We start from the raw sequence: 13,882 nt of genomic DNA, 5'->3' as shown, positions 1-13,882 counted from the left end.
TTTTCATGGGGCAAACGAAGCTCTTATTGTACGGTCGGAGTCTCGCCCGCAGCCTGCATGCGTTGCAGCTCTTGCGCGTACAGCGCGTCGAAGTTCACCGGAGCCAGCATCAGTGCCGGGAACGAACCACGGGTCACCAGGCTGTCCAGCGCTTCGCGAGCGTACGGGAACAGGATGTTCGGGCAGAACGCGCCCAGGGTGTGGCTCATCGATGCGTCGTCCAGGTTCTTGATCAGGAAGATACCGGCCTGTTGCACTTCGGCGATGAACGCCACTTCGTCACCGTTTTTCACGGTAACCGACAGGGTCAGCACGACTTCGTGGAAGTCGTTTTCCAACGCCTTTTGACGGGTGTTCAGGTCCAGACCGACGCTCGGCTCCCACTGCTGGCGGAAGATCGCCGGGCTTTTCGGGGCTTCGAAGGACAGGTCACGTACGTAGATGCGCTGCAAGGAGAATTGCGGTGCGGTTTCTTCTTCGCTAGCTGCAGTGTTCTGTTGGTCAGTCATCTCAGATCCTTTCTGATCTTGGGCTTTTTATAGGGTATGGAATTCAGGCCTTGAGCAGCGCGTCGAGCTTACCCGCGCGCTCCAGGGCAAACAAATCATCACAACCGCCAACGTGGGTGCTGCCGATCCAGATCTGCGGCACGGACGTACGTCCGGCCTTCTGAGCCATTGCGGCGCGCACCTGCGGCTTGCCATCGACCTTGATCTCTTCGAAGGCCACGCCTTTGTTCTCGAGCAGGTATTTGGCTCGGGAGCAATAAGGGCAGTAATCGCTGGAGTAGACGACGACGTTGCTCATATCACTTCACCAGCGGCAGATTGTCGGCTTTCCAGCTGGAAACGCCACCGGACAGCTTGGCGGCGGTGAAACCGGCCTTCACCAGCTCGCGAGCGTGGGTGCCGGCGGTCTGGCCCATGGCGTCGACCAGGATGATGGTCTTGGCCTTGTGCTTTTCCAGCTCGCCTACGCGGGCAGTCAGTTTGTCGTGAGGAATGTTCAACGCGCCAACAATGTGACCGGCGGCAAAGTCTTTGGCCGGACGAATGTCGATCACCACGCCCGCGTCTTTGTTGACCAGACCGGTCAGTTCACCGGTGCTCAGGCTACGGCCGCCGCCTTGCATCTGATACGCGATCAGTGCGGCCAGCAGTACGACGAAGATACCGACGAGAATGTAGTGGTTAGTGGCAAATTCAATCAGGTGAGCAACCATCGAAGGAGGTTCCAGGGCGTTAAAATGTCGGCCAGTATACACAGCCACTATGGTGGGCCAAACCCCGTCCGGCGGTGACGTGGCCGGAACTTCGCTTTAAACTGCGACTCCCTTTTTCCATTACCCCTTTTTACCTCAGCCACGAGTGGATTCCATGACTACCACGCCTAAACCTTTGGTCCTGATGATTCTCGACGGCTTCGGTCACAGTGAAAGCCAGGAAGCCAACGCCATCTACGCGGCCAAGAAGCCTGTGCTCGACCGTTTGTGGGCCACCGTGCCCAACGGCCTGATCTCGGGCAGCGGCATGGACGTCGGTCTGCCGGACGGCCAGATGGGCAACTCCGAAGTCGGCCACATGAACCTCGGCGCCGGCCGCGTGGTGTACCAGGACTTCACTCGCGTGACCAAATCGATCCGCGACGGCGAGTTCTTCGAGAACCCGACCATCTGCGCCGCGGTGGATAAAGCGGTCGCCGCCGGCAAAGCCGTGCACTTCATGGGCCTGCTGTCCGATGGCGGCGTGCACAGCCACCAGGATCACCTGGTCGCCATGGCCGAACTGGCTTTCAAGCGCGGCGCCCAGAACATTTACCTGCACGCTTTCCTCGACGGCCGCGACACGCCGCCGAAAAGCGCTCAGTCGTCGATCGAACTGCTCGATGCCACGTTCCAGGCGCTGGGCAAAGGCCGTATTGCCAGCATCATAGGCCGCTACTTCGCCATGGACCGTGACAACCGTTGGGACCGCGTGTCCCAAGCCTACAACCTGATTGTCGACGGCAACGGCGAATTCAACGCTGCCACCGCCCAGGAAGGTCTGCAAGCTGCTTACGAGCGTGGCGAGAGCGACGAATTCGTCAAAGCCACCTCCATCGGCGAGCCGGTGAAAGTCGAAGATGGCGATGCCGTGGTGTTCATGAACTTCCGCGCCGACCGCGCCCGCGAGCTGACCCGCGTGTTCGTCGAGGACGATTTCAAGGAATTCGAACGTGCTCGCCAGCCAAAACTCGCAGGCTACGTCATGCTGACCCAATACGCCGCCAGCATTCCTGCGCCATCGGCCTTTGCTGCCGGCAGCCTGGAAAACGTGCTGGGCGATTACCTGGCGAAAAACGGCAAGACGCAACTGCGCATCGCTGAAACCGAGAAGTACGCCCACGTGACGTTCTTTTTCTCCGGCGGTCGTGAAGAACCGTTCCCGGGCGAAGAGCGCATCCTGATCCCGTCGCCGAAAGTCGCCACTTATGACTTGCAGCCGGAAATGAGCGCGCCGGAAGTCACTGACCGCATCGTCGATGCCATCGAAAACCAGCGCTTCGACGTGATCGTGGTCAACTACGCCAACGGCGACATGGTCGGTCACAGCGGCGTGTTCGAGGCAGCGGTGAAAGCCGTTGAGTGCCTGGACACCTGCGTCGGCCGTATCGTCGAGGCATTGGAAAAGGTTGGCGGCGAAGCCCTGATCACTGCTGACCACGGCAACGTCGAGCAAATGTCCGACGCATCCACCGGCCAGGCGCACACGGCGCACACCACCGAACCGGTGCCGTTCATTTATGTCGGCAAGCGTGATCTCAAGGTCCGCGAAGGCGGCGTGCTGGCGGATGTGGCACCGACCATGCTGAAGTTGTTGGGGCTGGAGAAGCCGGCGGAAATGACCGGGACTTCGATTCTCGTCTAACCACCGAAAAACCCTGTGGGAGCGGGCTTGCTCGCGATAGCGATCTGACAGCCAACTTCAGTGTTGAATGCCAAGCCGCCATCGCTGGCAAGCCAGCTCCCACAGTGGTTTGTGGTGGTTTTGAAGACTAATTGCAGGTGTATTCCGGCCCAGTTATCACACAGTCCCAATTGGGCGTTTTTTTTGCAGCGTGGGGCGGGCATACTAGGCCGTCCCTTTCCCTGGTGTCGCCCGCCTCTATGCTTCGCGTCCTGATCGCCCTTGCCCTGACCTGCCTGCTCCAACCGGCCTTCGCTGACGAGCGCGCGCAAACCCAACAACAGTTGGACGCCACGCGTCAGGACATTGCCGAGCTGAAGAAACTGCTGGGCAAGTTGCAGGAAGAAAAATCCGGCATTCAAAAAGATCTCAAAGGCACCGAGACCGAAATGGGCAAGCTCGAGAAGCAGGTCGAAGCCCTGCAAAAAGAGCTGAAGAAAAGCGAATCCGAGCTGCAGCGTCTCGATGCGGAGAAAAAAAAACTCCAGAGCGCGCGCACTGAACAACAACGACTGATCGCCATCCAGGCCCGCGCCGCCTACCAGAACGGTCGCCAGGAATACCTGAAGCTGCTGCTCAACCAGCAGAATCCCGAGAAATTCGCTCGCACCCTCACCTATTACGACTACCTGAGCCAGGCCCGCCTGGAGCAGCTGAAGAATTTCAACGAAACCCTGCGCCAACTGGCCAATGTCGAAAAAGACATCGGCTTGCAGCAGGCGCAATTGCTGGTACAGAAAAGCAGCCTCGACACCCAGCGCGACGAACTCGACAAAGTCCGCCAGGAACGCCAGCAAGTCCTGGCCAAGCTCAGTGACGACGTAAAAGCCCGCGACCAGAAACTGGCAGCCCGCGAGCAGGATCAGGCAGACCTGTCTAAAGTCCTTAAAACCATTGAGGAAACCCTGGCCCGCCAGGCTCGCGAGGCAGAAGAAGCGCGACAGAAAGCGCTGATTGCCCAGCAGGAAGCCGAAAAAAAGCGTTTACGTGAGGCCCAGGCTCAAGCAGAAGAGACTGACGCCCCACGCAAACCGGTTAAATCAACACCTGGCGCACTGGTTTCCAGCTCCGGCGAAACCTTTGGCGGCCCGTTTGCGTCAACTCGCGGCAAACTTCCATGGCCAGTCGATGGTCGACTGTTGGCACGCTTCGGTGAAAGCCGTGGCGACGATGCCCGGACCAAATGGGACGGCGTGATGATCAGCGCCTCGGCCGGCAGCGCAGTGCATGCGGTGCATGGCGGTCGCGTGGTGTTCGCCGACTGGTTGCGCGGCGCCGGGTTGCTGGTGATTCTCGACCACGGCAACGGTTTTTTGAGTCTCTATGGTCACAACCAGACGCTGCTCAAGTCTGCGGGTGACGTGGTAAAAGCCGGCGAGTCCATCTCCACTGTCGGTAACAGTGGCGGACAAGACACGCCGGCATTGTATTTCGCGATTCGTCAGCAGGGTCACCCGAGTGATCCGGCACAATGGTGTCGCGCGCAAGGATAAGCGCGCTGCCTAATTCAGGAGTTCGTTCGACATGCTGCATTTGTCCCGCCTTACCTCGCTGGCCCTGACGATCGCCCTGGTGATCGGCGCGCCTCTGGCGTTTGCCGCTCAACCGGCCCCGGCGGTCGCGCCTGCGGGCACTGCTGCGACCACCAAGGCGCCATTGCCGCTGGAAGAGTTGCGCACCTTTGCCGAGGTCATGGACCGGATCAAGGCCGCCTATGTCGAACCGGTAGACGACAAGACCCTGCTGGAAAACGCGATCAAGGGCATGCTCAGCAACCTTGATCCGCACTCCGCTTACCTGGGGCCTGAAGACTTCGCTGAATTGCAGGAAAGCACCAGCGGCGAGTTCGGTGGCCTGGGCATCGAAGTCGGTGCCGAAGACGGCTTCATCAAGGTGGTCTCGCCAATCGATGACACACCGGCCTCCAAGGCGGGCATTCAGGCGGGCGACTTCATCGTCAAGATCAACGGCCAGCCGACTCGCGGCCAGAGCATGACCGAAGCCGTGGACAAGATGCGCGGCAAGATCGGCCAAAAAATCACCCTGACCCTGGTTCGCGACGGCGGCACGCCGTTCGACGTGACCCTGGCCCGCGCCATCATTCAAGTGAAGAGCGTGAAGAGCCAGTTGCTGGAGTCCGGCTACGGCTATATCCGCATCACCCAGTTCCAGGTCAAGACCGGCGAAGAGGTCTCCAAGGCACTGGCCAAGCTGCGCAAGGACAACGGCAAGAAGCTCAACGGCATCATCCTCGACCTGCGCAACAACCCGGGCGGCGTGCTGCAATCGGCGGTGGAAGTGGTCGACCACTTCATCACCAAAGGCCTGATCGTCTACACCAAGGGCCGGATAGCCAACTCCGAATTGCGCTTCTCGGCTACCGGCAAGGACGAAAGCGAAGCCGTGCCAATGGTCGTGCTGATCAATGGTGGCAGCGCCTCGGCGTCGGAAATTGTCGCCGGTGCCTTGCAGGATCAGAAACGTGCCGTAGTCATGGGCACCACCAGTTTCGGCAAAGGCTCGGTACAAACCGTGCTGCCGCTGAACAACGACCGCGCATTGAAAATCACAACTGCGCTGTACTACACGCCGAACGGCCGCTCGATCCAGGCCCAGGGCATCGTGCCGGACATCGAAGTGCGCAAGGCCAAGATCACCAGCGAGCAGGACAGCGATTACTTCAAGGAAGCCGATTTGCAAGGTCACCTGGGCAATGGCAACGGCGGCGCCGACAAACCGAGCGGTTCCGGCGGCAAAGCCAAGGCAATGCCGCAGGACGACGATTACCAACTGGCCCAGGCCCTGAGCCTGCTCAAAGGGCTGAGCATCACGTCCGGCCGTTAAGATGTTTCTACGGCTAGCCTTGAGTCTGTTGTGCTGTCTGGCGGGTGTGGCTCACGCTGCCCCCGCCGCAACCCCGCCGCAAAAGGCGTACCTGACGCTGATCATCGATGACCTGGGGCAGAGCCTGCCCCGGGATCGCCGCGTGCTGGCCCTGCCCGGCCCGGTGACTACGGCAATCATGCCCGACACACCTCACGCTACCGAGTTCGCCCGCGAAGCCCATCGCGCCGGCAAGATCGTCATCCTGCATATGCCTATGGACCCGGCCACCGGGCCGTTCGCCTGGCATCCCGAGCTTCCCATCGAAGAGCTTGAGAAACGCCTCAACGCCGCATTCAAAATGGTCCCCTACACCGCCGGCATCAACAACCACATGGGCAGTCGCATGACCGCGCAACCCGCCGCCATGGCCTGGTTGATGGCGGACTTGCAGCGTCGCCACAAGTTCTTCGTCGACAGCCGCACCAGCGCGCAGACCGTGGCCGCGCAGCAAGCGCAGAAGGTCGATCTGGCGAGCGCTTCGCGGGATGTGTTTCTCGATGATGAGCGCACTGAAGCGGCCATCTTCACGCAGCTACAGACGGCGATAAGCCTGGCGCACAATCAGGGTTCAGCGGTGATGATCGGGCATCCGTATCCGCAAACACTGGCGGTGCTGGAGCGAGAATTGCCCAAGCTCAAGGCGCAAGGTATCGAGTGGATCGATATCAGGCAGATGATCAGCGTGCGCGGCAATCGCGCCATGTCCGCGCACGGGAAAGAAGGGATTTATCGGTAATAACCTGTAACGAGCCTATACATATTTACCGCCAAGCGTCTTGTCCAGTTCCGGATATTGAAGTCGCCACCCAATTGGGTTGCCTTTCAATTATCAGGAATGATCATGAACACACAAGATGATGACGCGATACCCGCAAGGCCAATGGAGTCGATCAAAGTTGAAAACCTGCTGATCAACTTTACGACCGAGTTCCACCGGATCTGGGACAACAAAGGTTCACGCTCCAAGCCCGGCGGTTTTTGGCGCCCCACCCCCGCCCCTGATTTGCTACCGGGTTTTTTCCCGCTCGGTGACCTCGCCGTTTCCGGCCACGACAACATCAACGATAAAAGAGTGATGGCCGTTGTTTGCGAAGGCGAACTGCCAAGTGCCGGCGCCAATCAGAGCAAGGCATTGAGCAAGCCCCATGACTTTGAACAGGTCTGGAAAGATACGGGGTCTGGCGCCAAAACGGACTGTTCGATATGGCGACCGATTCCACCTGATGGTTATGTGGCGCTTGGGCTGGTGTGCTCCGATAGTCTGGACAAACCCTCAGTCAACGCCGTTCGTTGCGTGCGGGCGGATCTTGTCGTGGCATCATCCATCGACGAAATGATCTGGAGCGACAAGGGCAGTCGAGCAAAGCAGGACTTCAGCGTCTGGAGTGTTCAACCTCCGGTGGCGGCCCCAGGAGAAATTCATTTTGCGCCTGGCACATTCGTGGGCACCAACAGCTATACCAAACCGGACACGCACGCCGCGGCTTTTTCCCTGCGCATGCTCATCCCGCTGCAGGTCGAACCTGCACCTGTTCCTCCAGTCCTGAGCGGATATGAACCACCGCCCTCAACGCTGCACGCCAAAATCACGCACACTGCAAGGCTTCCCTGGTTCGCGATCAAAGATCCCGAGCTGAATCCCTTTGAGCAGTTTCGTACGACCCCTTACTACCATTTGCAAAGAAAGGATCAGTACCTGCTGATCGGTTTTGGCCATAACACGGGTTCCACGGGACAAACCTTCAAATGGACTGCCGAGGTACAGAATGCAGACAGTCTCGAAACATTCTCCCGGCTGACAGCGATCGAGATAGGGACCGAATGGAGCTCCAGGTGGCCGCCGTTTTCCATAGCGCCTCGACCAGCTTTTTCAGTCGGGTTCTCGGCCAATCTGAGCAACAGCGTCTCACCCGTCGAAACACCCAACAGCAGGCTGGTCGCCCCCGTGCCTACCGATGTCGTTACCATTGTTGCGAAGAACCAAATCGTCGCGGTTTACCGCACACAGTTCGACTATCGGCTACTACGCAGCAACGGCACGCAAGTGGCAAATGAGGGCAGTTACTCAGACTTCGACAAACTGTATTTGACCGAATATCCGCCTGAAAAATAGCCGGATGCTGTCCGGCTCTACGATGCGCGGCAGGCTCGTCAAAATTACAGATACCGTCCCATGATTGCGTCGACTCCCCCTTCCTTGCGGAGCTGATCAAGCGCAGCCTGCAGTTTGGCGACGGTCTCGTCAGGCACGTCCCGGTTCAGCGCCAAATACAGCTCCGCGCTGTTGAAACGCAGGACAGTCTTGAGGCCAGTCACCCCGTCCTGGCGCGCCAGATAGCGCCCGGCCGGGTCGCCGGTAGCCCACAAGTCGATCTGGCCGCTGACCAGTTTTTTCGCGTTGTCCTGATCGCGCAGAACAACGATGGGATTGAGCCCTTGCTTGGCCAGGGTCTCGGCGATCGCATCACCTTTGTAGGCGCCAATCTTGTACTTGCGTGCGTCGTTCAGAGTTTCGAGGGTGATTTTGCTGTCGGCCTTGGCCAGCATGATCCAGTCGTCCGGACCGATCGGCCCGACCCATTTGAACAGCCGCTCGCGATCCGGCAAACGCGCCATCACAAAGGCACCGTAACCGGGGTTTTCCAGGGCGAGTTTGTAGACCCGCTCCCAAGGGAAGCGCAAGGTCAGGCTGTAGGTAATGTCGGCACGCTTGAAGATTTCGCGGACGATATCGGTGGCGATGCCATCGATGTTCTCGCCCTGGGCAAAGTTCTTGCCGTTTTTCGCCATGTTGTAGGGCGGGAAGTTTTCCGTCAGCAACACCATATCGGTGTCGGGACGGTCTGCGGCGTGCGCTGCGCTGACGAACAACAGAGAAGCACTGGCGAGGGCAAGAAGAAGGCGTTTAAGCATGTCTGGCTACCGAAATCCATGGCGTACCCAAGAGTGCCCTGAGCCCGCCATGATGTCCACTGGCCTGTATCGGAATGTTTAGCGCATCACGATTCCGCGATGGGCCATGTAAGCCTTGGCTTCCTGCACGGTGTATTCACCGAAGTGGAAAATACTCGCCGCCAACACCGCACTGGCGTGACCTTCGAGAATGCCGTCGGCCAGATGCTGCAGGTTGCCAACGCCGCCAGAAGCGATCACCGGAATACCTAGCGCATCGCTGATGGCGCGAGTGACGCCGAGGTCGAAGCCGTTTTTCATGCCGTCCTGATCCATGCTGGTCAGCAGAATCTCGCCAGCACCGAGGCCTTCCATCTTTTTCGCCCACTCGACAGCGTCGAGGCCGGTCGGCTTGCGGCCGCCGTGGGTGAAGATCTCCCAGCGCGGGGTTTCGCCCGGACCGGAAACCTTCTTCGCATCGATGGCAACGACGATGCACTGCGAGCCGAAATGCTGCGCGGCTTCGCCAACGAATTCCGGGTTGAACACGGCGGCAGTATTGATCGACACCTTGTCCGCACCGGCATTGAGCAGATTGCGGATGTCCTGCACGGTGCGCACGCCACCGCCCACGGTCAGCGGGATGAACACCTGGCTGGCCATGCGCTCGACGGTATGCAGCGTGGTGTCGCGACCATCGACGCTGGCGGTGATGTCGAGAAAGGTAATCTCGTCGGCACCCTGCTCGTCGTAGCGACGGGCGATTTCCACCGGGTCACCGGCGTCGCGGATGTTTTCGAATTTCACACCCTTGACCACCCGGCCGTTGTCCACGTCGAGGCAAGGGATGATGCGTTTGGCCAGCGCCATGGTCAGTCCTCAGCCTTTGTACGAGTCGCAGAAAGCTTGCGCTTCAGCGACGTCGAGGGTGCCTTCGTAGATCGCCCGGCCGGTGATCGCGCCGATGATGCCTGGCGCCTTGGCGTCGAGCAGCGACTTGATGTCGCCGAGGTTGTGGATGCCACCGGAAGCGATGACCGGGATCTTCGTCGCAGCAGCCAGTGCGGCAGTGAACGGTACGTTGCAGCCCTGCATCATGCCGTCTTTGGCGATGTCGGTATAAACGATCGCGGACACGCCGTCGGCTTCGAATTGCTTGGCCAGGTCGATCACCTGCACGGTGCTGATTTCAGCCCAACCGTCGGTGGCGACAAAACCGTCTTTGGCGTCCAGACCGACGATGACTTTGCCCGGGAATGCGCGGCAGGCTTCGGCGACGAAAGCCGGATCTTTCACAGCTTTGGTGCCGATGATCACGTAGCTCACGCCAGCCTTGACGTAGTGCTCGATGGTTTCCAGCGAACGAATACCGCCGCCGATCTGGATCGGCAGGTTCGGGTAGCGCTTGGCGATCGCGGTGACCACTTCGCCGTTGACCGGCTGGCCTTCGAACGCGCCGTTCAGGTCGACCAGATGCAGACGACGGCAACCGCCCTCTACCCACTTGGCAGCCATGCTCACCGGGTCATCGGAGAACACTGTGGAATCTTCCATGCGGCCTTGGCGCAGACGAACACAGGCACCGTCTTTAAGATCGATAGCGGGAATAATCAGCATCTGGCAAACCTTTAAATTCGATTTTTCAGCATTGCTCGGAAATCAGTTTTTCTCGAGCGCCCACAGGTCGCTTTCGATGCTTTCGAACCTCTCTTTGAGGTGCGTCTGCACATCGAAAATCGCCCTGTTGTAATAGTGCGGAGCAATTTCACGGGTAAACAGCTCAAGAATCTCAGCCGCCTCGAACGAGCCGAGGTCGAGTTCAAAGCGGTCTTCCATGAAACGCTTGATCTTGCTGTTGGCCTCGTTCTCCTGCTCGGGAGTGAGGGTCAGGATCGGCGGCTTCTTCTTGACGGCCATTTACCAGCGACCATCCCACGCGGCGAAGTTCTGCAACAGTTGCAGGCCATGGGTATGGCTTTTCTCCGGGTGGAACTGCACGGCGAATCGCGAGCCATCGGCCAGCGCGGCGGCGAAATCGACACCGTAGTGACCGCCACCGACCACCTGGCGCGCATTGGCGGCCGCGATGTAGTAGCTGTGCACGAAGTAGAAACGCGCCATGTCCGGAATGTCGTGCCACAGCGGGTGACTCACCTTCTGCTGCACTTCGTTCCAGCCCATGTGCGGGACTTTCAGGTGTTCGCCGTCTTCATGCAGGTCTTTGCCGAAGAACTTCACCGCGCCCGGGAACAGGCCGATGCAGTCGACACCGTCATTCTCTTCGCTGGTGTCGAGCAAGGCTTGCATGCCGACGCAGATGCCGAGGAACGGACGGTCCTGGCTGACTTCACGCACCAGCGAATCGAAACCGAGGCGACGAATCTCCGCCATGCAGTCGCGAATCGCACCGACGCCGGGAAAAACCACGCGGTCGGCTTCGCGAATCACATTCGCATCGCTGGTGATCAAAACCTTGCCGGCACCGACGTGCTCGAGGGCCTTGGCCACCGAGTGCAGGTTGCCCATGCCGTAATCGATAACCGCGACTGTCTGCATTACAGAACGCCCTTGGTCGACGGCATTTGCCCGGCCATGCGGTCATCGAGCTCAACGGCCATGCGCAGGGCGCGGCCGAAAGCCTTGAACACGGTTTCGATCTGGTGGTGGGTGTTGTGCCCACGCAGGTTGTCGATGTGCAGGGTGACGTTGGCGTGGTTGACGAAGCCCTGGAAGAACTCCTGGAACAGGTCAACGTCGAAACCGCCAACGGTGGCGCGGGTATACGGAACGTGCATCTGCAGGCCAGGACGGCCGGAGAAGTCGATCACGACACGCGACAGCGCTTCATCGAGCGGCACGTAGGCGTGGCCGTAGCGACGGATGCCTTTCTTGTCGCCGATGGCTTTGGTGAATGCCTGGCCGAGGGTGATACCGACGTCTTCCACGGTGTGGTGGTCATCGATATGCAGGTCGCCCTTGCTGACAATATCCAGGTCGATCAGCCCGTGACGGGCGATCTGGTCCAGCATGTGCTCAAGAAAAGGAACACCGATATCGAATCGGGCCTTTCCGGTGCCATCAAGGTTGATCGAGGCTTTGATCTGGGTTTCCAGAGTGTCGCGCTCGACAGACGCCATACGTTCGGCCATCACCAGCTCCGCAAAATCATTGGGCGAAAAAGGCAACCATTATAGGGGCGCGGGCCGGAAACAGAAACACGAGAGGTGATATCGCTGACGGATAGAATCCCCAGTCGTCGGGGATAGACATGTCCATACAAGACATTTCAGACACCCCGAAACAACTGTAGGAGCGAGCCTGCTCGCGATGAGGCCCTGACATTCAACATCTTCGTTGACTGTCAGACCGCAATCGCGAGCAGGCTCGCTCCTACAGGTTTTGCGTTTTGCAGGATATTAGTGGAACAGTACCGCCGTCTTCTGCAGAGTCACCCAGACACCCCACGCCAACGGAATACCCACAGCCAGCCAGGCAGCGATTGCCAGAGGCTTCGTGCCCGGTGCCGCTTTCCATTCCAGCGAGGTGCTGGCATCAGCGCCTTTATCGTGACCCAGCGCCTGTTCGGCAGCCAGTTCAGCGTCGGTCATGAAGTACTTGTCGGCCACCGGACGCACCAGCAGGTTGCAGATGAAGCCCAGCACCAGCAGGCCAGCAAGGATGTACAAGGTGATGTCGTAAGCCGCGGCACGTTCAACACCGATGCTCAGCTGATACTCACGCAAGTAGTTCACCAACACTGGACCCAACACGCCCGCCGCTGCCCATGCGGTCAGCAGACGACCGTGGATCGCACCGACCATTTGTGTACCGAACAGGTCCGCCAGGTAAGCCGGAACCGTCGCAAAACCACCGCCGTACATCGACAGGATGACGCAGAACGCCGCCACGAACAGCGCAACGCTACCCAGATGACCCAGGTTCGGAATCAGTGCGTACAGCGCAAAGCCCAGGGCGAAGAACACGAAGTAGGTGTTTTTACGGCCCAGGTAGTCCGAGAACGATGCCCAGAAGAAACGGCCACCGATGTTGAACAGGCTCAGCAGACCGGTGAAACCGGCAGCGATCGCAGCGATCGAGGCCAGTTGACCTGCATCCAGCTGACCGAACGGCAGATCATTGCCCAGCAATTTGCCGCCGAACACTTCCTGCAGCAGCGGCGAGGCCATGCCCAGGATGCCGATACCCGCAGATACGTTCAGGCACAGCACCAGCCAAACGAGGCGGAACTGCGGAGTTTTCCAGGCAACATTCACGTGCACGTGACGGTTGGTGATCATCGCGTTCGAAGCTTTCTTCGCTGGAGCAGTCCAGCCTTCAGGCTTCCAGCCGGTTGGCGGCACGCGGTAGGACAGTGCGCCACCGATCATGAACACAAAGTAGATCGCGGCCATTGCGACGAAGCTCTGCCAAACGCCAACGCCTTCTGGCGAACCGAAGTGGCTCATCAGGGCAGTCGCCAGCGGTGCACCGACCATCGCACCACCACCGAAGCCCATGATCGCCATGCCGGTCGCCATGCCGCGCTTGTCCGGGAACCACTTGATCAAGGTCGACACCGGCGAGATGTAGCCCAGGCCCAGGCCGATACCACCGATGACACCGGAGCCGATCCACATCAGCCAGATCTGGTGCGTGTAAATGCCCAGCGCCGAAATCAGCAGACCGCCGCACCAGCACAGTGCCGAGACGACACCGGCCTTGCGTGGCCCGGCATGTTCCAGCCAGCCGCCCCAGATGGCTGCCGAGCAACCCAGGAAGATGAAGAACAGGGTGTAGATCCAGCCGAGCATCGAGATCGGCCAGTCGCATTGCGATGAAAAGACTTGAGCAATGAAGCTCATGTCAGGCGCGCAGGCCATCGGTTTGGTGATGCCCAGCGCTTTGGACAGTGGCAACCAGAACACCGAGAAGCCGTAGGCCATGCCGATGCAAAGGTGGATGGCCAGAGCGGCCGGTGGCACCAGCCAACGGTTGAAACCGGGCTTGGCGATGATGCGCTCCTTGGACAGGAACGAGGGCTGGTCGGCATAGCCGTCCGCCGCGATACTCGTGGTCATTGTGTATCCCCCAATTATTAGTATGGTTCGCCAGCCACTCTTCACCCCCAGCCTTTATGCGCACGCATGACTGTTTTTTCA

General features: G+C 59.4%; 15 protein-coding genes. 5 read left to right on the top strand and 10 right to left on the bottom strand.

Annotated elements, in window-relative coordinates:
* Positions 1–23: 23 nt before the first annotated feature.
* From secB to ACW9JC_RS07695, 3 genes are read right to left on the bottom strand one after another with little or no spacing between them, the layout of a single operon-like run.
* On the bottom strand, positions 24–509 hold the full coding sequence (gene secB / locus ACW9JC_RS07705) for a protein-export chaperone SecB (protein WP_034148553.1): 486 nt from the start codon (positions 507–509) through the stop codon (positions 24–26).
* Positions 510–552: 43 nt separating this feature from the next.
* Positions 553–807, bottom strand: coding sequence for a glutaredoxin 3 (gene grxC / locus ACW9JC_RS07700; protein WP_008058538.1), 255 nt, complete (start codon positions 805–807; stop codon positions 553–555).
* Position 808: 1 nt separating this feature from the next.
* Entirely contained in the window at positions 809–1,222 is a 414-nt protein-coding gene (locus ACW9JC_RS07695; RefSeq protein ID WP_338584249.1) for a rhodanese-like domain-containing protein, read from the bottom strand.
* Positions 1,223–1,376: 154 nt separating this feature from the next.
* Between ACW9JC_RS07695 and gpmI the strand changes: the two genes are divergently transcribed.
* From gpmI to ACW9JC_RS07670, 5 genes are all read left to right on the top strand, one after another.
* Positions 1,377–2,906 carry a 2,3-bisphosphoglycerate-independent phosphoglycerate mutase gene (gpmI, locus tag ACW9JC_RS07690; protein WP_338584248.1) on the top strand — a complete coding sequence of 510 codons (1,530 nt, stop codon included), beginning with the start codon at positions 1,377–1,379 and terminating at the stop codon, positions 2,904–2,906.
* Between the two features lie 239 nt (positions 2,907–3,145).
* Positions 3,146–4,438, top strand: coding sequence for a murein hydrolase activator EnvC family protein (locus tag ACW9JC_RS07685; RefSeq protein ID WP_338584247.1), 1,293 nt, complete (start codon positions 3,146–3,148; stop codon positions 4,436–4,438).
* 31 nt (positions 4,439–4,469) lie between these two features.
* Entirely contained in the window at positions 4,470–5,789 is a 1,320-nt protein-coding gene (locus ACW9JC_RS07680; RefSeq protein ID WP_457454463.1) for a S41 family peptidase, read from the top strand.
* A 1-nt stretch (position 5,790) separates the two neighbouring features.
* Positions 5,791–6,567 carry a divergent polysaccharide deacetylase family protein gene (locus tag ACW9JC_RS07675; RefSeq protein WP_457454462.1) on the top strand — a complete coding sequence of 259 codons (777 nt, stop codon included), beginning with the start codon at positions 5,791–5,793 and terminating at the stop codon, positions 6,565–6,567.
* 105 nt (positions 6,568–6,672) lie between these two features.
* Complete coding sequence (locus ACW9JC_RS07670) at positions 6,673–7,944, top strand: Vps62-related protein (protein WP_457454461.1); 1,272 nt, start codon at positions 6,673–6,675, stop codon at positions 7,942–7,944.
* A gap of 44 nt (positions 7,945–7,988) precedes the next feature.
* On the opposite strand, the gene ACW9JC_RS07665 is transcribed toward ACW9JC_RS07670, so the two are convergent.
* The 7 genes from ACW9JC_RS07665 to ACW9JC_RS07635 all read right to left on the bottom strand — a co-directional run bounded on the left by ACW9JC_RS07665 (position 7,989) and on the right by ACW9JC_RS07635 (position 13,801).
* The gene (locus ACW9JC_RS07665; protein ID WP_457454460.1) at positions 7,989–8,744 is read right to left on the bottom strand and encodes a substrate-binding periplasmic protein; all 756 of its coding nucleotides are present in this window, start codon (positions 8,742–8,744) and stop codon (positions 7,989–7,991) included.
* A gap of 78 nt (positions 8,745–8,822) precedes the next feature.
* Positions 8,823–9,593, bottom strand: coding sequence for an imidazole glycerol phosphate synthase subunit HisF (gene hisF, locus ACW9JC_RS07660; protein ID WP_007897430.1), 771 nt, complete (start codon positions 9,591–9,593; stop codon positions 8,823–8,825).
* A 9-nt stretch (positions 9,594–9,602) separates the two neighbouring features.
* The gene (gene hisA, locus ACW9JC_RS07655) at positions 9,603–10,340 is read right to left on the bottom strand and encodes a 1-(5-phosphoribosyl)-5-[(5-phosphoribosylamino)methylideneamino]imidazole-4-carboxamide isomerase (RefSeq protein WP_008041005.1); all 738 of its coding nucleotides are present in this window, start codon (positions 10,338–10,340) and stop codon (positions 9,603–9,605) included.
* Positions 10,341–10,382: 42 nt separating this feature from the next.
* Complete coding sequence (locus ACW9JC_RS07650) at positions 10,383–10,640, bottom strand: DUF2164 domain-containing protein (protein ID WP_071552372.1); 258 nt, start codon at positions 10,638–10,640, stop codon at positions 10,383–10,385.
* On the bottom strand, positions 10,641–11,279 hold the full coding sequence (hisH, locus tag ACW9JC_RS07645; RefSeq protein WP_075947168.1) for an imidazole glycerol phosphate synthase subunit HisH: 639 nt from the start codon (positions 11,277–11,279) through the stop codon (positions 10,641–10,643).
* Positions 11,279–11,872, bottom strand: a complete 594-nt coding sequence (gene hisB, locus ACW9JC_RS07640; protein WP_007939452.1) for an imidazoleglycerol-phosphate dehydratase HisB — start codon at positions 11,870–11,872, stop codon at positions 11,279–11,281. The genes hisH and hisB overlap by 1 nt, the downstream gene beginning before the upstream one ends.
* Positions 11,873–12,139: 267 nt before the next feature.
* Positions 12,140–13,801, bottom strand: coding sequence for an OFA family MFS transporter (locus tag ACW9JC_RS07635; RefSeq protein WP_448106004.1), 1,662 nt, complete (start codon positions 13,799–13,801; stop codon positions 12,140–12,142).
* Between the last annotated feature and the right edge of the window lie 81 nt (positions 13,802–13,882).

The organism is Pseudomonas sp. SDO5591_S426 (assembly GCF_054070755.1).
Note: the sequence above shows the minus strand (reverse complement) of the source record. Positions and strands in the feature narration are given on the sequence as shown.